The organism is Galbibacter sp. PAP.153, from assembly GCF_037029175.1.
GTDB classification, from domain to species: domain Bacteria; phylum Bacteroidota; class Bacteroidia; order Flavobacteriales; family Flavobacteriaceae; genus Galbibacter; species Galbibacter pacificus.
This window is the reverse complement of record NZ_JAZEUN010000018.1, coordinates 61,502-80,224: the sequence shown is the minus strand read 5'-3', so window position 1 is coordinate 80,224 and position 18,723 is coordinate 61,502. Positions and strand designations below refer to the sequence as shown.

18 protein-coding genes are annotated in these 18,723 nt (G+C 37.8%); 11 read left to right on the top strand and 7 right to left on the bottom strand.

All coding sequences use genetic code 11. The annotated features are described in order from the left end of the window. The first annotated feature begins 93 nt into the window (after window positions 1-93). Window positions 94-1,050, top strand: coding sequence for a YafY family protein (locus tag UXI14_RS12660; RefSeq protein ID WP_277900640.1), 957 nt, complete (start codon window positions 94-96; stop codon window positions 1,048-1,050). Between the two features lie 103 nt (window positions 1,051-1,153). Next, entirely contained in the window at window positions 1,154-1,666 is a 513-nt protein-coding gene (locus UXI14_RS12655; RefSeq protein ID WP_335966465.1) for a glutathione peroxidase, read from the top strand. Between the two features lie 46 nt (window positions 1,667-1,712). On the opposite strand, the gene UXI14_RS12650 is transcribed toward UXI14_RS12655, so the two are convergent. Continuing rightward, the gene (locus UXI14_RS12650; protein ID WP_277900641.1) at window positions 1,713-2,276 is read right to left on the bottom strand and encodes a Crp/Fnr family transcriptional regulator; all 564 of its coding nucleotides are present in this window, start codon (window positions 2,274-2,276) and stop codon (window positions 1,713-1,715) included. A 91-nt stretch (window positions 2,277-2,367) separates the two neighbouring features. Between UXI14_RS12650 and UXI14_RS12645 the strand changes: the two genes are divergently transcribed. After that, the gene (locus UXI14_RS12645) at window positions 2,368-3,558 is read left to right on the top strand and encodes an MFS transporter (protein ID WP_335966450.1); all 1,191 of its coding nucleotides are present in this window, start codon (window positions 2,368-2,370) and stop codon (window positions 3,556-3,558) included. A 57-nt stretch (window positions 3,559-3,615) separates the two neighbouring features. Here UXI14_RS12645 and UXI14_RS12640 read toward each other — a convergent pair whose 3' ends face one another. Further along, complete coding sequence (locus UXI14_RS12640) at window positions 3,616-4,866, bottom strand: hypothetical protein (RefSeq protein WP_335966449.1); 1,251 nt, start codon at window positions 4,864-4,866, stop codon at window positions 3,616-3,618. Then, entirely contained in the window at window positions 4,850-6,175 is a 1,326-nt protein-coding gene (locus tag UXI14_RS12635; protein WP_335966448.1) for a DUF4270 family protein, read from the bottom strand. Before UXI14_RS12635 ends, UXI14_RS12640 begins: the two co-directional genes overlap by 17 nt. A gap of 242 nt (window positions 6,176-6,417) precedes the next feature. Here UXI14_RS12635 and UXI14_RS12630 point away from each other — a divergent pair, with 242 nt between their 5' ends. The 4 genes from UXI14_RS12630 to UXI14_RS12615 all read left to right on the top strand — a co-directional run bounded on the left by UXI14_RS12630 (window position 6,418) and on the right by UXI14_RS12615 (window position 9,658). Beyond that, entirely contained in the window at window positions 6,418-7,410 is a 993-nt protein-coding gene (locus UXI14_RS12630; protein WP_335966447.1) for a kelch repeat-containing protein, read from the top strand. A gap of 79 nt (window positions 7,411-7,489) precedes the next feature. Next, the gene (locus UXI14_RS12625) at window positions 7,490-7,813 is read left to right on the top strand and encodes a DUF4907 domain-containing protein (protein ID WP_335966445.1); all 324 of its coding nucleotides are present in this window, start codon (window positions 7,490-7,492) and stop codon (window positions 7,811-7,813) included. Between the two features lie 14 nt (window positions 7,814-7,827). Beyond that, the gene (locus UXI14_RS12620; RefSeq protein ID WP_335966444.1) at window positions 7,828-8,949 is read left to right on the top strand and encodes a sensor histidine kinase; all 1,122 of its coding nucleotides are present in this window, start codon (window positions 7,828-7,830) and stop codon (window positions 8,947-8,949) included. Next, window positions 8,930-9,658 (top strand): LytTR family DNA-binding domain-containing protein, encoded by a 729-nt coding sequence (locus UXI14_RS12615; RefSeq protein WP_277900647.1) that lies wholly within the window; start codon window positions 8,930-8,932, stop codon window positions 9,656-9,658. Before UXI14_RS12620 ends, UXI14_RS12615 begins: the two co-directional genes overlap by 20 nt. Before the next feature lie 268 nt (window positions 9,659-9,926). Here the strand turns inward: UXI14_RS12615 and UXI14_RS12610 are convergent, their stop codons facing one another. Then, complete coding sequence (locus tag UXI14_RS12610; RefSeq protein ID WP_335966443.1) at window positions 9,927-11,192, bottom strand: alginate export family protein; 1,266 nt, start codon at window positions 11,190-11,192, stop codon at window positions 9,927-9,929. Window positions 11,193-11,385: 193 nt separating this feature from the next. On the opposite strand from UXI14_RS12610, the gene UXI14_RS12605 reads away from it, so the two are divergent. From UXI14_RS12605 to UXI14_RS12595, 3 genes are read left to right on the top strand one after another with little or no spacing between them, the layout of a single operon-like run. Beyond that, entirely contained in the window at window positions 11,386-12,555 is a 1,170-nt protein-coding gene (locus tag UXI14_RS12605; RefSeq protein WP_335966442.1) for a molybdopterin molybdotransferase MoeA, read from the top strand. 28 nt (window positions 12,556-12,583) lie between these two features. After that, a complete protein-coding gene (locus UXI14_RS12600) occupies window positions 12,584-13,027 on the top strand; it encodes a molybdenum cofactor biosynthesis protein MoaE (RefSeq protein ID WP_335966441.1) in 444 nt (147 codons plus the stop codon). Continuing rightward, window positions 13,009-13,431: a transcriptional repressor gene (locus UXI14_RS12595; RefSeq protein WP_335966440.1), complete on the top strand. Its 423-nt coding sequence runs from the start codon at window positions 13,009-13,011 to the stop codon at window positions 13,429-13,431. The genes UXI14_RS12600 and UXI14_RS12595 overlap by 19 nt, the downstream gene beginning before the upstream one ends. Before the next feature lie 4 nt (window positions 13,432-13,435). Here UXI14_RS12595 and UXI14_RS12590 read toward each other — a convergent pair whose 3' ends face one another. From UXI14_RS12590 to UXI14_RS12580, 3 genes are all read right to left on the bottom strand, one after another. Beyond that, complete coding sequence (locus UXI14_RS12590; protein ID WP_335966439.1) at window positions 13,436-14,065, bottom strand: hypothetical protein; 630 nt, start codon at window positions 14,063-14,065, stop codon at window positions 13,436-13,438. A 71-nt stretch (window positions 14,066-14,136) separates the two neighbouring features. Further along, window positions 14,137-16,563, bottom strand: coding sequence for a TonB-dependent receptor (locus UXI14_RS12585; RefSeq protein ID WP_335966438.1), 2,427 nt, complete (start codon window positions 16,561-16,563; stop codon window positions 14,137-14,139). 11 nt (window positions 16,564-16,574) lie between these two features. Continuing rightward, the gene (locus UXI14_RS12580; RefSeq protein WP_335966437.1) at window positions 16,575-18,260 is read right to left on the bottom strand and encodes a M23 family metallopeptidase; all 1,686 of its coding nucleotides are present in this window, start codon (window positions 18,258-18,260) and stop codon (window positions 16,575-16,577) included. A 170-nt stretch (window positions 18,261-18,430) separates the two neighbouring features. On the opposite strand from UXI14_RS12580, the gene UXI14_RS12575 reads away from it, so the two are divergent. Beyond that, window positions 18,431-18,721 carry a hypothetical protein gene (locus UXI14_RS12575; RefSeq protein WP_277900655.1) on the top strand — a complete coding sequence of 97 codons (291 nt, stop codon included), beginning with the start codon at window positions 18,431-18,433 and terminating at the stop codon, window positions 18,719-18,721. The last annotated feature ends 2 nt before the right edge of the window (window positions 18,722-18,723 follow it).

Below are 18,723 nucleotides of genomic sequence, written 5' to 3'. Positions count from 1 at the left end.
GGTGCTAAAAATTTTATTATTAAAAAAGTAATGTCTTTTCAGCAAACATACTTTTTCTGGAAGTCTTATCTTTGGGATATATGTCAAACCATTATGAGTGATGATACCATAAAACGTTTCGACCGGATCGTTACTATTCTTATACAGCTTCAGTCCAAAAAAATAGTAAAGGCACAGGATCTGGCCGATCGTTTTCAAGTAAGTTTAAGGACCATTTATAGGGATATAAGAACGCTCGAAGCATCGGGGGTGCCCATTGTAAGCGAAGCAGGGGTAGGGTATAGTATAATGGAAGGTTATCGGCTTCCTCCGGTAATGTTCACCAAAGAAGAGGCAGGCAGTTTTATTGCGGCCGAAAAGTTGATGCAGCACTACACCGATGAATCCCTGGGCGCATATTTTGAAGCGGCCATGTATAAAATAAGGTCGGTTTTACGAGGACATGAAAAAGATTGGATAAGTGCCATAGAATCGCAAATTGCCATACGGCCGGCACAAGATTTGTTTAATAAAAACATTCCCAATGCACTGGAAATTATATTTGAAAGTATTGCCGAAAAGAAGCAGATATTTTTAAAATACGAAGCCCTTCATGCCGATGCACATACCGATAGATTGATAGAACCCGTGGGCCTTTTTCATGAAAATAATTTTTGGTACATTATGGCCTATTGCCACCTCCGTAAAGATTACAGGCAATTTCGAACAGACCGGATGGTACAGATTAAACGCACACAAACCCCCTTTGTGTTGGAGCATGGTGCTTTGGAAGACCACCGCAAAAAAGAAACAGAAACAGCCAAAACCAAGGTGGTAATACGCATAGAAAAGCAAATAGCCAAATACATAAAATACAATTGCAAGTATTATGGTTTTGTAGAGGAAAAAATAGAGGGGAACGAAGTAGAAATGACTTTTATGACGACCGATGTCATGAACGGTTTTGCCCGTTGGTACTTAATGTTTGCCGATTATGCCACCATATTGCAACCCGAAAGTTTAAAAACCCGGTTGAAGGAAATTATAAAGGAGGCTTCAGAGAGGCTGTAAATTATAAGTTAATTGTTTTTTAATGCATAATTTTTGTACCTTCAATTTAAATTTAAAACCATTGAAAAAGATACTTTTATACGGTTTAGTGCTATGTAGCATGATGCTAAAGGCACAAAGCACAGACAACATGGAAAATAAAACAATATATAAGTTTACGGTTGAAGATATCAATGGCGGGACTTTTTCTTTTGAAGATTTAAAAGGGAAGAAAATAATGATTGTCAACACGGCAAGCGAATGCGGATTAACACCTCAATATGAACAATTGCAAGAACTTTATGATGCATATAAAAATAGCAACTTTGTTATTGTAGGTTTTCCGGCCAATAATTTTGCGGGCCAAGAACCGGGAAATAACGAGCAGATCGCTAAATTTTGCCAAGCCAATTACGGGGTTACTTTTCCTATGATGGGCAAAATATCGGTAAAAGGGGAAGATATGCACCCCGTGTATCATTTTTTAACTGAAAAAAGTAAAAACGGGGTCGAAGATTCTGAAGTAGCTTGGAATTTTCAAAAATACCTCATTGACCAAAACGGCCACGTGGCCAAGGTAATTTCGCCGAAAACTTTACCAACAGACGAAAGTATCATAGATTGGATCGAGCAATAGTGCGGTATTGAATATTTTCAAGCACCATATACTCCATTTTATTATACTAAATGCCTAGTTTCGCTAACGAACGGTTTAAGCTTCGTACCGTTATGCCCAAATAATTGGCAATATCTTGCTTGGATATCTGTTCTATAAGAGCCGGATATTGTTTTTGTAGCCTTAACAAGTTGTCTTCAAGGGTATGCGATTGATTGTAAGCATGGCGGATAGCAGTATAATTTAGCTTTTTTGCCAGCGCTTTTAAAATTAGCTTGTTAAAAGTTGGATCTTTTTCCAAAAGCGTGTTAAAATACTGCGCTTCTATTTTATAGGCCTGTACTGGAGTTATGGCTTCGATGCAACAAAAGCTTAAATCGCCGTTAATGGCTTCAAGTTCTCCAAATATTTCGCCTTCGCTAAAAAATTCCTGTATAAAATCGTTTCCATTGTCTTCGGTGAGGTAGCATTTGGCCATTCCAGATTTTATAATGTGCACATAAAAAACTTTTTTGCGTTGATCCAGTATTATTTCAGTGGGGCTATAAAGTACCTCAAGCAATTTATTATCGGTTTTGTGGATAAGCACTTTTGTTATGTACTGAAGTAAATCGGCGTTTTTTCGTATCATTTTTATCACATCGGACAAATGTCCTTTTCAGTTTAACGAGCTTGTTATTTCTTTGTGTCCATAATGAAAGACAAAGATATTTAAAATTAAAATGGGCCAAATAAGAAATGTAATTGTGCATTATAAAACCCATCCGGTATATAATTTAAAATTTGGAATGGTGTGTTTTAGTTCGTTGTTGTTTTCGGCAAGCTACAACATGCTTATCCCAGAGCTTCCGGCATATTTAAGTTCGCTTGGCGGTTCGCAGTACATTGGGCTTATTATTGCCCTGTTCACTTTTACCGCCGGTATGTGTCGCCCCTTTAGCGGGAGGATTACCGATACCGTGGGCCGGGTACCCGTGATGATCTTTGGAGCTTTGGTATGTGTACTCTGTGGAGTATTGTACCCCATGCTTCATTCGGTTTTTGGTTTTTTGTTCTTAAGGCTGCTCCATGGGTTTTCTACAGGATTTAAGCCAACGGCAACTTCTGCATATGTGGCCGACATTACACCGCAACGCTCCTGGGGCGAGGCCATTGGTATGCAAAGCCTGTTTTATAGCACAGGAATGGCGGTCGGGCCTGCATTTGGAAGTTATATTAAAATGTATTACTCTTTTGATACGCTTTTTTACCTTTCTTCGGTATGTGCTTTTTTATCCATGTTGATTATAGTGAACATGAAAGAAACGCTCGAATCAAAAAGAAAATTCAGTTGGTCGCTCTTAAAAATTTCCAGACGGGACATCATTGCTGTAGAGGTACTTCCGGCAGCCATCCTCACCTTTTTGTGTTACATTTCTTATGGAATTATCTTAACATTAATTCCCGACTGGACCACGCACCTTGATATACAAAATAAGGGGATGTTCTTTATTGTTTTTACCGTTTCATCTTTGTTGGTGCGTTTTATTGCAGGAAAAGCTTCTGATAAATATGGAAGAACCAGTTTAATCTTTATCGGCTTAATCGTGCTGGCTATTGCGGTTATTGTCATTGGAGTAGCATCCTCGTTTATTGTATTTGTTGTTGGAGGGGTTTTATACGGTATAGGCATGGGCGTTCTATCGCCATTGTTAAATGCATGGACTATCGATATGAGCAAGCGGGAAGCGCGTGGAAAAGCCATGGCAACCATGTATATTGCCCTAGAAGCGGGAATTGGTATTGGGGCCTTGCTTTCGGGTTGGTACTACCAAAATAGCATCATAAGGATTTCGCAAACATTTTTATTGTCTTCCGTGGTGGTTTTGATCGGCTTGGTATACTTGTTTCTTTTTTTAAGAAGAAAGCAATAAACCCGTCTTGATTTTTTAATTCGGCTAAAAAGTCAAAACAAGTTGAATAAAGGTATTTTATTTTACCAAACGCTTTACAAACCAAAAGTCTTGTAAACTAAGGTTGATGGTAATTAAATGATAATTTTCTTGAATCAGAATATTGTTTATTTGCCCTTTTTGACCATAGCTGTACGAAATGTTTAATGCAGAACTGTTACGGGCACTCAACGGCAAGCCAAGGCCTGCGGTAATGCTGTAACTGTTTATTTTATTGTTATTTACGGAAAGATAGCCATCATCAAAATTAAAACCAGCCCGATATGCTATGCGTTGGAAATACTTTGTGTTTCTGGATTTATTGGCATATTCAAGACCAAGGGCATATATGTTTTGATCGGTATATTCACCAATATGGTCGTTTTGCCCGGTTTTTCCCCAATATCTTTTTTGGTAATCGACATTGAACAATAAATTTTTATCAAAAAGGGTTGCACTAAATCCTACGCCAAAATGCAAAGGGAGTTCAAAATCATCAGCATTACCTTCAATATTTTCTTCAACGGTTGTGCTGTTATAGTCGAGAGTTTTATAGATTGAACGGCTTAGACTTCCGTTAAGGGTTGAAGGAAGCTTCAAAATCCCTCCAAGGGAAATATCGTCGGTAATGTCAAATTGGGTTGCTATGCCCAATTGTATGCCGGAGTAGGAGGTTTGTTCATTCAAAAGAAAAGAAGAAGTATTAAGGCTAAAGGATTCCTCTTCTTCAATATTGCCAAATAACACGGCGGCATTGAGCCCGATCCTGAAGTTTGAAAATGGACTGTAGCCAAAATTAAAACTTAAATCGTTTAATGCACCGGTTCCTTGTGCATTGGTTTTAACGGTTTCGGTAGAACCTTCTATGTTGGTTTCGAGCCCTACCAAAGAATACCCAACATGGCTGTATGGAATAAGGGTTACCCCGGCTCCCATTTTTTCTGTTATGTGAAAAGCAAAGGCAAGGTTTGAAAAGTTGAAACTTGTATTTTTTTCACTGTTAAACTTGTTGGCATAGGTATTTATCTCGGCTTTTCCACCCAAATCGTATAAAAAATTGTTTTGAGGAATCAGCGCATATGATGCCGGGTTGAGGTTATTGATATATCCAACCGACTTCATGCCAATGCCGCTATAACCCATGGCATTTACCTTGCCAATACTGGTTTGGTTAATTACGCCCAGCCCGTAAAGTGAATAAGGAGAACTTGTTAAACTTTCGGATTGTGCGGTAACTTTGGTAATGATAAGTATAAAAAGAAGGATGCTGTTTTTAGTTTTCGCGGTCATAAACGGTATAAATTAATTGTAACTTAATGGCATTATTGGCGGATTCAGGGCCATTTAATATCATCCTGTCAACGCTGGAAGTGTAATCGGTTGGCAACAGGGCAATAGCTTGATCAGTCTCGGTCTCGTTTGTAAGCAGAAACTCTACATAAGCCCCAATGGGAACGGTATAATAAATTTCGTTAAACTCAAGATTGTTCTTGTTTAAAACCGCCTTTACCGCCGTTCCGTCAGCATATGTAAGTTGAGATGAAAGGACATTGTTCCTATCTGTCAGGTAAAGATTTAGGGTATCTTTAAGCGATAAATAATCGTTGTAAGTGTCAATGGAAGGATTAATTATCAAAGTGGCTTCCAAAATGGTACCGGTGCCTTCGATATCGTAAAGCGATTTTATGGTCGGAAATTTAATTTGTGTTGTAATTCCGGTCCCGGCTTGTATAAACGTTTTGTTTTCTGAAGTAGTGCTGGGCATGCTTTCTTCTTGATCGGTGAGTTTTTCCAGATATTGATTGGCGTCCTTGGCGGTAATTTGATTAAAAAAGGTAGGATGCTCGCTGCCTTTGTTTATTTTTAAATCGATATAATCTTGAGTGCTTCCGGTTTCTCCGGCAGTAGAATAGAAAAGGCGTATAAAGCAAAGCGTTTCATCGGTTGAAAAGCCTATAATACTGCCACTTTCTCCGCCGGGCCGAAGCATAATACCTTTTAAAAATGCCTTAAACTCGTCAGTATTGGTAATGTTTTTTGTTTGAATTTTATCAAAAATAGTCGCTCCCAAAACATTGTCCATTTTTATGGAAATGGTGTCGCCCTCCATGGGCCGGGGGTAGTATGCCAACATGCTTATATCTTCATTGCTGTATGCAATATTGCTTGTATTATAAAAGGCATTTTTTTTCGGTTTTAGCTGTTCGGTTACCTTTTTTATGTGGATTTCGTTTAATTGAAGTGTGTCGTTGTAATAATAACTGTCATATTTCATATACATAACAATACTGTCGTAAACAGCTTCACTATTAATGCTGAAATTTTCAGGGAGCACCTCAAAAAAACTAGCACACGTTACGGTTCCAAACTCTGGGTCGTTATAAGACCCAATTAAAATCCTATTGCTGGTTGAAGTAATTAAACTATCAAATTGCATGGTAGAGGTTTCTAGGGAAAGTGTGTCTATTTGTATAACCCTCAATTGGCTATCGGCAAAAGAGTCTCCCACATTAAAATCAGGATCGTAATCACTACTTTCGGTACAAGACAAAACAACCAACATACTTAACAAGCAAACTAAAGAAACAAGGTATCTCATGTATTTTTTTTGGTAAATGTAACTGTGTATTAAAACAGTAAAAACCTTATTCTACTTTCAAGGCGAATGTCTATACCAATTTATGAATATAATCGACGAACAATCTTTGCGCAGTTTGTAGATAAAAATGGCAGATTGGTCTGTTAAAAATACAGGTTGATATATTCCATTTTTGACTCTTTTTCCTTCGTATTAGTTTTACTCCGAAAATGATAATATTGAGTTAATTAATAGAATTATATATGATGAAATTTAGAAAATTGAATTATTTCGCACTATTGTTGTTTACAACATTTGTATTTATAGCCTGTTCTTCTGATGATGATGAAGAAGAAATGGGAAATTGGATGGACCGTTCCATATTCGATGGCAGGCCCCGTAGCGGTTCGTCTGCCTTTACAATTGACGGAATGGGATATATGGGCGTAGGATATGATGGAGATGATTACCTAAACGATTTTTGGAGCTATGATATGGAAGGGAATTACTGGTCGCAAAAAGCAGATTTTCCCGGTGCTCCAAGAAGTGCGGGCGTAGGCTTTGATGTTGATGGTAAGGGATATATAGGTTCTGGTTACGATGGACTTGATGAGCTGGGCGATTTTTATCAGTACGACCCGAAAACAAATACGTGGGTCCAAATAGCCAATTTTCCGGGAACGGCCAGACGGAGCGCAACAGCTTTTAGCGTAAATGGATATGGTTATTTTGGAACAGGCTTTGACGGCGACAACGACAGAAAGGACTTTTGGAAATACAGCCCAACTACAAATGCTTGGACAGAAATTGAAGGATATGGTGGCAACAAAAAAAGGGCGGCATCAGCTTTTGTAATAGGCAATATGGTATATTTTGGAACAGGAGTTTCAAACGGGGTTTATACCGATGATTTTTGGAAGTTCGACCCATCCACAGAAACATGGGCTAAATTATTGGACCTTGATGAAGAAGATAGCTATGCTATTGCGCGTAGCAATGCTGTAAGCTTTTCTTTAAACGGGTATGGCTATATAGTAAGCGGAGCACAAAATGGGGCTGTAGCCTCTGCTTGGCAATACAACCCACTAAATGACACCTGGGAAGAAGTAACCGGATTTGAAGGCTCGTCCAGGCAAGATGCAATTGCATTTTGTAACGGTAGCAGGGCTTTTGTAGGGCTAGGAAAAACCGGAAGCCTTTACCTCGACGACCTGGATGAGTTTTTCCCGGATATGGAATACGACGATGAAGATTAAAGCAAGGTGTTACTTGCTTGTTTGTTGAGTTTTAAAAGGGGGTGTGGATAGCCCCCTTATAAAAAAATAGGTTTTTTATATGAAGTGGGACAAAACAAAAATAATGATATTGGCAGGTGTTTGTATTTTAATTTTCGGATGGTTTTTTTTAAGCGAAAAACAAGAGGAAAAGCTAAAATACACTGTTATCGATGTAAATGGTGGTTATGGGTACGAAATTACATATAAAGGCACTAGAGTGATACGGCAGGAATATATCCCGGCAATTTCCGCAAAACAGCCATTTTTATCAAAAGATGATGCAAAAAAAACAGCTTCGTTAGTGGTAAACCGGTTAAAAAATAAAAAGATACCTTATCTCCAAAAAGAAGTGTTGGACAGCTTGCAAATTAAAATTAGGTAAATTAGAAGGATTATATGGAAAACAAGCAGTCCATAAAAAAAGAAATAATACTACACATATTGGTGTGGTCGTGCCTATATGGGGTAATGCTTTTTCAATCCTACAGCCGCACTGGCGTTGTTGATGTGTTTTCTAATTTATCCCCGAGGTTTTTGGTAAACATTGTCTTATTTTACCTTAACTATTATGTATTGGTGCCTTATTTTTTATTGAAAAAAAGAATACTAATTTATGTACTGATTTCGGTTTTTGTAATCCTTGTTTGTAGCTATCTGGTAGACACTTTTTTGCCCCCGGAGTTCCCAATTCCCGGAACAATACCCGGACGCCATTCGGTAATGTCTATTAGGGCCCATTCTCTTGACGGTTTTCCTTTGCAGTTATCAAAAGACGACATAGCAGGAAATGTCTATTTTAAATTTAGAATGCTTATCGGGCCAACAATCAATTTGATGTTTTATTTTATCATCGGGGCAATTATTAGGATGTATGTCGAATGGAATAAAAACGAACGCGTCAGGGAAAAAACAGAGCATGAAAAAGTACATTCCGAATTACAATTTTTAAAAACCCAATTGAACCCCCATTTTTTGTTCAATTCGCTAAACGCTGTATATACCTTATCTATAAAAAAATCCTCAGATACACCCGAAGCCATTTTAAACCTTTCGGAATTGATGAGGTACATGATCTATGAGGCCAATAAAGACATGGTTTCCCTGGAAAAAGAACTAAATTATATACACAATTATATACAATTGCAACGATTGCGGCTCTCCAACCACGAACGCGTTACCATAAACATATACGGAGACGCTAAGGGAAAGGTAATACGCCCCTTATTGTTTATATCGTTTATAGAAAATGCTTTTAAATATGGAACAGATTATAAAGGGAACACAGAAGTAAAAATAAACATTACCATTAATAACGACAATGTCTTCTTTTTTATAAAAAACAAAATCGGGATAATTAAAAAATCGCCCGACAGTTCCGGTATCGGGCTACAAAATGTTCAAAACCGGTTAAAATTATTATATCCTGGCAGGCACGAACTAAAAATTGAAAATGATGGGGATTATTATTCAATAAGTTTAACTATTTATATTGCTGAAAATGAAATGTATAATAATTGATGATGAACCATTGGCAATAGACCTTATTAAGGAATATTGTAGCAAAATAGATTTTATCGAGCTCGTTGGTATTTATACAAATGCCCTAGATTCCATTTCGATTATAAAGGAAAAGAAGGTCGATCTTATTTTTTCCGACATCGAAATGCCCCAGATTAACGGAATTGACTTTATAAATTCATTAGACAATAAACCGCTGTTTATTTTCACAACGGCATATTCCCAATATGCAGTTGAAGGATTTGAACTCAATGCAGTAGATTATTTGGTAAAACCAATACCCTATCATCGGTTTATAAAAGCTGTATCAAGGGCAAAAGAAATTATAACAAATAGAAGTTTATCAATGACAACCAATGTGTTTCCCTCTACAGGAGAAGAAAAGAAGGCAGAAAATTTTATTTTCATTAAAGCAGATTACGAAAATATAAAAGTAAATATTGAAGAAATTAAATATATTCAAGGGCTGAAAGATTATTTAAAGGTCCATATTCTGGGTACCAACAAACCCATTCTTACCCTGATGAGCTTTAAAGATTTATTGAGCAAATTGCCCGACAGGGATTTTGTAAGGATACACAGGTCTTTTGCCATTAATGTGCACTATATAAAAACAATACAGAAAAATAAAGTAGTAATTGACGACATGAGGATTCCCATTGGAGATAGTTATAAGGAAGATTTTTTTGATAGGTTGGGAATTAAATAGAAAAAGCAAAAAGGTAGACAGAAAGAAATTTATAAAAAAAGTATGGTTGGCATGGGTACATTGGTACTCATGCCGGCAACATTATCTGTTTTTTAGGAAGATTTATCCAGTTCGGGCTATAGTACAAATGTGTACCACATAAATCCAGATACATCCAACAAACAAGACAATGTATTTGCCAACAGCTTGGAAAATAATATGCTGGACACTGTTACCGGCAATGTTGATAAAGGCTATGTGTTAACAAAAATAGTTAACGTTTAGGCATTTATTTTATGGTATGAGTAAAAAGCGTCGGGTTGATTACCAGCATGGCCCATGCCCAATTGTTGGAATTGTCGTTCGGCCTTCCGTCTTTAATCAAGCTCATACTTTCTGAGGCAAACATATGCGAATAACCTACTTTAAGGGTAGCAAACTTCATGAGTTTTTGGGTAAACTGCAAGTCTATTTCCGTGCCCAAATAAGCATCGGCATCATTGGCAAGGTCGCCGTTGGCACCAAAATAATGTGCAGAAACAAGTAAATCTGATTTTTCTCCTGTTTTCCAGACCACTTTTCCATAAAGATCGTTCAAACCGGCACTATTGGCATAGTTGCCAACATAAAAATAATCCATAAATCCATTATAAGCATGATTGGTACCGTAAAGCGGGAAAAAAGAATTATTGTCGCTCCCACCTTGATCCGATCCGCTCATGGCTTCAAAGCCCAGTGCAAACAATGTGTTTACAGGTTTGTAGCTTGCTTCAAGCATGAATTCGTAGGCACTTAAATCAACATTTACGGGATATGCCTTGCCAAATTGATAGTAAAAACTCCCCGAAATGCCGATTACGGAAACAGGAAACTTAAAATAAGAACCTAACGTTTGGGTGTAATAAACGCCATCGGCCTCATCGTCTTCATCAAAATTTTGAAACCCGGTATTCAAAAACAAAAGACTGGCCGATGCTTTTTCCCAACTTTTTTGTGCATAAAGGTATTGCATGGTCTTATAGGTAAAAAAGCCCGGAACATCATATGCGGTGCCTTCATTGGATATTTCTGTTTGGCTGAAGGCAAAACCTGCATCGGCCATAAAACCATCGTTTCGGTATTTAATAAGTGCTGCATCATGAAATCTGCCTTGCATGGCCCAGTCTAGGGCACCAAAAATACGCTCGTTGTCATAAGCAATACTTTGCCGTCCTGCCTTAATGGCCCAATTTTCAGTAATGCTTAGTTCTGCCCAAGCCTGAAATAATGAAAACGAATCGTTTCCGTCTACTGGGGAAGTTTGCCGGGTATCGCCCCATGTACTTACATCTTGTACGCTCAGCATCAGTTTTAGTTTTTCATCAGTATAATTAAAATTAAGCCTTGAGCGTTGTGTAACAAAGGCCGCTGGGTCTGCATCATCGGGAAAAAGAGAGCCGTATCCATGTCGGTACTCAAATCTTGGGCGGAGGTCTGCCGAAAGGTCGAATGTTTGGCTATGAGTAAGTTGTATAAAGCAAAATGTTAAAAATAGGGTAGTGGTTAATTTTTTCATTGGTTTATTTTCTTTTTATGTTAGTTGAGGTAGCTTCTTCATAGGTAGTAATTTAAAAAATATGACAGTTTAAATCGTGCTTTTTAAATCAAAAATAAGTATTCGTGAACAAAATTAAGTATTAATACTTAATTATTTATTCTTCAAAATGAAAATTATACCTATTTTTGATGTAATAATTTATTAAAGATAAATGATTTCCGTATATGAAGCGCTTCAGATTGTATTTCAACAAAGTATTGCAGCTACAATAACAGAAGCATCAATTATAAATGCAGAAGGACATGTGCTGGCCGAAGATGTTCATGCGCCTATTTCGCTGCCGCCTTTTCAACAATCGGCTATGGATGGTTTTGCGGTCAAGCTTACATCAGAAGAAAACTATAAAATTGTAGGCTGTGTCCAAGCAGGGGATATAAGTGATATAATTTTAAAAGAAGGAGAGGCCGTGCGTATTTATACTGGTGCAAAAGTTCCATTTTCGGCCGATGCCGTATTAATGATGGAACATGTAGTTGAAAAAAACGGATATATAAAACAAGCCAGGCCATATACCGGTAAAACCAATATTAAGCTTGCGGGCGAACAGGTAAAAAAAGGAGACCTGGCCATACCAAAAAATACCTTGCTTAATAGCTCGGCACTGGCATATGCGACCGCTTTGGGGCTTGATAGGATAAAAGTGTACAAATGCCCAGATGTAGCCTTGCTAATAACCGGAAACGAGGTTCAGCCGCCCGGCGATAAGCTTGAGGGAGGTAAAATTTATGACAGTAATTCTATAATGCTTCAATTGTTACTGAGAAAATTGGGGATAAAAACCATTCGGTGTTTTTTTGTTTCTGATGAAATGGACGATACGCTGCATAAGTTAAAAGAAGCTATTGAAAATTACGATATATTGATAGCTTCCGGAGGAATTTCGGTGGGAGATTACGATTTAATGCAACGGGCATTTGAAACATTGGAAGTAACGCAACATTTTTATAAAATAAACCAAAAACCAGGAAAGCCTATTTATTTCGGCACAAAAGAAAAAACCATTGTTTTTGGGCTTCCGGGCAATCCTGCCGCTTGTTTTATTAATTTTCAGGTATATGTGGTTGCGGCCATACAAAAGGCAATGAATTGCAAAGAAAGAGGGTTTAAAAAGGCTGTTTTAAAGGAAAGTATAGAAAATTCCAGCGGAAAATCGCTTTTTTTGCGTGGAAACAAAACTGTTGACGGTATAGAGATACATAAAAACCAAAGTTCTTCCATGCTGGTTAGCTTAATAAAAACAGATGTTTTGGTGTATGTTCCCGCAGATACCGCTTGCATAGAAAAAGGCAAAGAAGTTCTTTATCTGGATATTCTTCAGTAAATTTATATTTTCAAATAAAATTAATTTAATGACAGTTCATAAAAAGAAAACGGTCTTTATGGAAGGGGCAATTTCTCCGGAATTTATAGCCAATTCAATAGCCAAGCATCAATCAAAACACGATATTGGTGCGCACAATATATTTTTGGGGCAGGTACGTGCCGATGTTATTGAAGAAAAAAAAGTTTCGGCCATTGAATATTCATGCTACAGGAAAATGGCCGAAGATAAATTGCACGAAATCAGGGAGGAGGCTTTTAATAGATTTAATTTAACCTGTATGCATACATACCATAGCCTGGGCAAAGTAAATGTAGGCGAAATTTGTTTTTTTGTATTTGTTTCGGCTGAAAGCAGAAAGGAAGTCTATGCTGCTACCGAAGCCATTGTAAATATGATAAAAGAACAGGTTCCTATCTTTGGAAAGGAAATCTTTGAGGACAAAACCCATCAATGGAAAGAGAACAGTTAAGGAGATTGGATACAATGGTGAAGAACAAAAGAAATACAAAGGCAAAGGAGTTAATACTGGAAACCATAAAAAATGCTTCAACGGCGGTAAACAAGGACATTATACAAGAAGAGATTGGCAATGTAATAGACAGGGCAACCATATACCGGGTGCTTAACAGTTTTTATGACGATGGGATTGTGCATAAAATATTGGGAGACGACGGAAAACAGTATTATGCCTATTGTATTAACTGTGGCGAAAAGAAGCACCTGCACAGTCATTTTCATTTTCGGTGTTTAAACTGCGGAAAAGTAGAATGCCTGCCTAATGAAATTGACGTTAAACTACCCAAAGGCTATCAGTCGGTAAATTTTAATGGTTTTATTTCTGGTTATTGCAACCAATGCAGCAAGGACGAATAGCTATTTACTTATCATAAGGAAACTTCCGTGTAGACTTGCGCATCATGGCTTCAATAATGTCGTATGTGTTTTTCCCCGATTTACGTGTAATTACCTTTTCGTATTTCCAAAGAAGTTTTCCGGTGGCGCCATCACTTAATTTAATGGCAATCCGCCCATAATCTGAAGTACCGGAGATAAAGGACATAAAGTCAAAATCGGTAGAGACGCCTTCTGAAATTAATGCGTTTAAGGTTAGGTCGCCCGAAATAAGCGCATCGACCCCTAAAATTTTGCACAAATCCTGAGTGGTATATATATCGAGGTTCAGTAAATCGATGCCTTCTTTTGCCAATAAGGCATTTGTGTTTTTTATATCCTGAAATTCAATACGGTAATCTTTTCGTTTGTGTCTTTTTAAAAAATAGCTTTCCAACGCATTTTGTGCTTCGTAGCCTTCCTTTTCCTGAAGTTTTTTTAATTGTTCCGCGGTCAAGTTTTTATTGTCCAGTTCCAGACGGGCTTCAAAAGGAACAATGGCCACGGTTTTATGGTCTTTGCTAAGTTCTTCAAAAGATTCGCTTTGATAAATGGTTTTTTGGCCAAAACCAAGGGCACTCATCATCAATACAATTAAAAATATATGTTTTTTCATTAAAATGCTATTTCACAGAATCCTGTTTTGTTGTATTTGTTTTATTAATTTCTAATTAAATGAACAGCTGGTTAAAATTTTAATCCGGCCTTAATATTAAAAACCCTTCCGGTCATGTAGTTTGGTATGGCGTATTGTGTATTGGTGTAATAATCGTCTACCCATGTATTGGTAATCGAGTTTTGGACGTCAAAAATATTGAAAATCTCGAAGCCCACATGAATTTCTTCAAATTTATTGTTCCAATTGCTGTTTTTAACTTTTTGTTTACGGTCTAGCAATATATAGTTAATGCCAACGTCCATTCTTTTGTAATCGGGAAGTCGCAATTGGTAATCGTACGGGTCGGCATAATCGGGGCTTCCACCGGGCAGGCCAGTATTGTACACTCCGTTTAGGTACAGTTTTACATTGGGGATACTTGGTATATAATCTTGGAAAAGTACTGCAAATTTTAGGCGCTGGTCCGTTGGCCTTGGAATATAACCGCGGTTGTCTATGTTTTCCTCGGTTTTTAAGTAGCCAAAGCTAAACCACGATTGGGTACCGGGAACAAACTCGCCATTTAGCCTAAAATCCAATCCATAAGCATAAGCCACGGCATTGTTTGCTGCTTCATACCGAATGCGCACATTTTCTAGCGTGTAGGGGTTTACATCATTTAAATATTTATAATAGGCTTCCGAACTTAGTTTAAAAGGACGGTCCCAAAGCTTAAAGCTGTAATCGTGCCCCAATACAATATGATATGATTTTTGTGCTTTTACAAAAGGGTTAACATGCCCGGTGCTATCACGCATTTCCCTATAAAACGGGGGTTGTTGGTAAAGCCCCCCGGCCAAACGGAAAAGCATGTCTTTTTTCCAGTTTGGTTTTATGGCAACCTGCATTCTGGGGCTTACCACAAATTGAGAGTTTGAGTCGATACTGTCTCCGGAGACATTCCAAAAGTGCCCTCTTATTCCAGCATTGAGCCATACCTTATTTTCTCCCAAAAAAACAAGCCTGCTCCATTGCAGAAACCCCATAAGCCTGTTGTTGGTTACATTATTATCGGCTTTTACGGCATGCAATGGCGGAATGTTCCAGTTGTACGGAGAGTTTAAGTCAACGGTGTCTACTGTTACGGTATCCACGGTTTCGTATTCTTCCAAATGGTCCTTAAAATTCTCTAAAGTATATTTTATGCCCCATTCTATGGTAGTGTTTTCTTTTTCGTAAAACCCTTTATGCTGTATATTAAAAATGGTAGCATTTAGTTTGTTGTTGGCATATTCATATTGTCGGCCAATGTTTTGGTATTCTTCAACCAGTCCGCCCATGACAGTGTCTATTTCCCCCATGCTATAACGGCCTGCGATATTGTAATATTCCTTTTCCTTGGTATGATATAAAGAGCCAATAAATTTTAACGATGTATTTTGATTAACCTGATAAATCCCCTTTAAGGCTCCAAAAGCCGTTTTATAGCTGTCTTCTTCATTTCCCCTGTAATCAACCCTGACCGAAATCGGGTCGTCTATAGTGCCAAAAGTGGTTTGTCGGGTTTCTGGCTGATAATCATATTCTTTTAACGATAAATTTCCAAGGAAATGAAGCTGGAACTTCCCCGACAGCCTGTAGGTTAAAAAAGTTTGCGCATCGGCAAATATAGGGTTGTAATTGGTTTCGGTGTCTTTGCTATTAACCAAAAGGCTGTTGTTCCTGTACCTAACACCGCTTAAAGTTGTAAAACGTTTGTTTTTAGAGGTGCTCCCCAAATACGCACTTCCTCCAAGCAAACTTATGTCCACGCCGCCCATTAATTCTGAAGGGGTTCTGTAGGTAACATCGAGTACCGATGATAATTTGTCTCCATATTTGGCCTGAAAGCCGCCCGCAGAAAAATCAATATCTTGGATAAGGTCTGTATTGATAAAACTCATGCCTTCTTGCTGACCGGAACGAACGAGGAAAGGCCGGTAAATTTCAAACTCGTTAACATATACCAGATTCTCGTCGTAATTCCCGCCCCTTACGGCATATTGCGTGCTCAATTCGTTGTTTGAGTTAACGCCCGGAAGCGATTTTAAAATGTTTTCCACCCCGGCATTGGCCCCAGGAATCGTCCTGACGATTTCGGGATCGATATTTTGAATGCCCTCAACGGTTTTTTTATTTTTTGAAGAAACCACCACTTCCCCTATTTGTTTGATCTGCGTTTCCATTATCGGGTTAAACTCCATGTCTTCCCCGTTTTCCAATTGAACGGACAATACAATTTCTTCAAATGAAATATGGGTAAAATGAAGCGTAACATCCTTATTTGCTGGGACTATTACCTTATAAAAGCCGTTAGAATTGGTTTTTACCCCTTTTTCTGAAACGATTACCGATACGTTTTCAATGGGCATATTCGAATTGTCAAGAACAATACCCCGAATGGTAGCGGTTTGGCTATAAAATAGGTTTACGGTCAAGAAAAACAGTAAAAAAAGGATATTAGGCTTGATTTTCAATACACTAAAGTTTATTTACGGTAAAAAACAGCATTAAAAGTAGTATTATTTCCAACATTATCGGTAACAAATACTTCTAAATAATTTGCCGAATCTTTAAAATCGATGTCATTTAAATCATACGTAAGTGTATTGTCTTTATATTCGTATTCCATTAATATCCATTCGCCGTTTATGGTTGCCCGGTATGAATTAATGCCGCTTAAATCGTCATGAATTTCCAGCTTTATATTGCCGAAATTAGAAAGCCACTGCCCGTCCCTGAAATTAGAGGGCCTTACGGTGGGAGATATGGTATCTTTCATAACGGTAAACCTGCCAAGGTCCCTTGTGCGGGTACTTAAAATGTTTCCTTTTCTGTAGGTATGCTCATACGAGGGGCGGTCGTCTTCATCTAAATGCGCTATAAATAATTTACTGATATCGTCTTCGTTTAAACGGTTTATGTCCATACTGATCGTGTAATTGCTTTTTACGGCAACACTTTCGTTGTGTATGGAAATACTGTCCCCGGTTCCTTTAAGGTCTATAAAAAAATCGTGGTAAAAAGTATTTGCCGGAAAAAATGCGGTCGCATCTCCCACTTTATAGATATTGTCGCGGGCAGCGATGAGGTATTTTCCCGTATTCGCATCATCTTTTTTATGAATAAGTTCTTGTTTCTTGCCTTCAACTGGAACAATTATGGTGCTTGTATTTCCAGCAAAATCAGACACCTCCATTACAATTTGGTACGACAGGCCTTCCGCAATGGGAATTATGCCCTCATCGTTTCTTTTTTTATAGATGCTAAGTTTGTTATAGGGTTCTATGTAGCATTTTTGTATTCTTTTATTGTCTTCAATATAGGTTGGGTAATCTATCAAGGTGTTTATGTACCTACTTTCGTTAAAAGAAAAAGTTTCAAAATCGTATTCAAAATTAAGCGTGCCATTTACGGTTAAACATACTTTGTACGCTCCGTTTTTATTATAGGCCATATCAAGCTGGTCGTATGTTTCCACCCCAAGGCCAATGTTTCCGCTGGCAGTTATTTTATTGGCCAGATACGTTCCGTCTGCTTGTTTTACAAGTTGCAATTCTGTTCGCTTGTTTCCGTTGTTAATAATAGCGCCGTTGGCAAGCGGGTATGCATAAACCCCCAGGATGCGCGGTGCCTTTGTATCTTTTACCTCGTACCCAAACAATAACGGGTTTATGGGTTTGGCCGCACTGTCGCGAATTTCAAAATGTAAATGCGGTCCGCCACTGCCGCCCGTATTTCCACTAAAGGCAATGATATCCCCTTTTTTAAGCGGAAACTCGTTGCTTTCGGGAAAAAGTTCAATTTCGTATGATTGGTTTTTGTATTGATGCTTTTTTACATAGGCTTCAATTTCGGGCGAAAAACGTTGTAAATGCCCATAAACCGACGTATAACCGTTTGGATGCTTTACATAGATGGCTTTTCCGTAACCATAATGCTGAATTTTAATCCTTGAAACATATCCATTGGCCACGGCATGAACATCCAGGCCTTCCCGTTGCTGTGTTTTTATGTCCATGCCCGAATGAAAATGATTGGAGCGCAATTCGCCAAAAGTCCCCGCCAATACTATGGGGATATCCAATGGCGAACGAAAATAATTTTCAGGGTAACTGGTTTGGGCATAAATAAATTGGGAAAATAAAATACTACAAATAAAAAAATACCGCATGGGAAAATTGTTATGCTGCTAAATTAAAGAATTGATAATTAAACGAGAAAAAACTACTCTTAAAACGCAAATTTCGTTATATTAGTTTATTAAAAGAAATTTTTGCAAACTATTGTGAGGTATGTAAAGGTGTCTTAACTTTGTAAAGATATGTGTTGAACATTGCATGTATGAGCGAAATTATAGAAATTGTTGATTCTCTGGAGAATAAGATTGGTCAGTTGCTTAAAAAGTTGAAGCAACAACAAGAGGTCAATCGGCAATTAAAAGAAGAATTGGCGGTTTCTAAAAATGAAAATAAGGATTTAGCACTTTCCGTTACCCAATGGGAAGAAAAATATGAATCGCTCAAGCTAGCAAATTCAATGCTTGGCAGTAATCAAAGTAAAACAGAAGCTAAGCTTAAAATAAATACTTTAATCCGTGAAATTGATCAGTGTATCGCTCAACTATCGGAATAAAT

What these genes read in the sequence shown, in the direction of transcription:
- UXI14_RS12660 (WP_277900640.1), top strand. Translation starts at nt 94, where the DNA reads ATGAGTGATGATACCATAAAACGTTTCGACCGGATCGTTACTATTCTT.
- UXI14_RS12655 (WP_335966465.1), top strand. Translation starts at nt 1,154, where the DNA reads ATGCTAAAGGCACAAAGCACAGACAACATGGAAAATAAAACAATATAT.
- UXI14_RS12650 (WP_277900641.1), bottom strand. Translation starts at nt 2,276, where the DNA reads ATGATACGAAAAAACGCCGATTTACTTCAGTACATAACAAAAGTGCTT.
- UXI14_RS12645 (WP_335966450.1), top strand. Translation starts at nt 2,368, where the DNA reads ATGGGCCAAATAAGAAATGTAATTGTGCATTATAAAACCCATCCGGTA.
- UXI14_RS12640 (WP_335966449.1), bottom strand. Translation starts at nt 4,866, where the DNA reads ATGACCGCGAAAACTAAAAACAGCATCCTTCTTTTTATACTTATCATT.
- UXI14_RS12635 (WP_335966448.1), bottom strand. Translation starts at nt 6,175, where the DNA reads ATGAGATACCTTGTTTCTTTAGTTTGCTTGTTAAGTATGTTGGTTGTT.
- UXI14_RS12630 (WP_335966447.1), top strand. Translation starts at nt 6,418, where the DNA reads ATGATGAAATTTAGAAAATTGAATTATTTCGCACTATTGTTGTTTACA.
- UXI14_RS12625 (WP_335966445.1), top strand. Translation starts at nt 7,490, where the DNA reads ATGAAGTGGGACAAAACAAAAATAATGATATTGGCAGGTGTTTGTATT.
- UXI14_RS12620 (WP_335966444.1), top strand. Translation starts at nt 7,828, where the DNA reads ATGGAAAACAAGCAGTCCATAAAAAAAGAAATAATACTACACATATTG.
- UXI14_RS12615 (WP_277900647.1), top strand. Translation starts at nt 8,930, where the DNA reads ATGAAATGTATAATAATTGATGATGAACCATTGGCAATAGACCTTATT.
- UXI14_RS12610 (WP_335966443.1), bottom strand. Translation starts at nt 11,192, where the DNA reads ATGAAAAAATTAACCACTACCCTATTTTTAACATTTTGCTTTATACAA.
- UXI14_RS12605 (WP_335966442.1), top strand. Translation starts at nt 11,386, where the DNA reads ATGATTTCCGTATATGAAGCGCTTCAGATTGTATTTCAACAAAGTATT.
- UXI14_RS12600 (WP_335966441.1), top strand. Translation starts at nt 12,584, where the DNA reads ATGACAGTTCATAAAAAGAAAACGGTCTTTATGGAAGGGGCAATTTCT.
- UXI14_RS12595 (WP_335966440.1), top strand. Translation starts at nt 13,009, where the DNA reads ATGGAAAGAGAACAGTTAAGGAGATTGGATACAATGGTGAAGAACAAA.
- UXI14_RS12590 (WP_335966439.1), bottom strand. Translation starts at nt 14,065, where the DNA reads ATGAAAAAACATATATTTTTAATTGTATTGATGATGAGTGCCCTTGGT.
- UXI14_RS12580 (WP_335966437.1), bottom strand. Translation starts at nt 18,260, where the DNA reads ATGCGGTATTTTTTTATTTGTAGTATTTTATTTTCCCAATTTATTTAT.
- UXI14_RS12575 (WP_277900655.1), top strand. Translation starts at nt 18,431, where the DNA reads ATGAGCGAAATTATAGAAATTGTTGATTCTCTGGAGAATAAGATTGGT.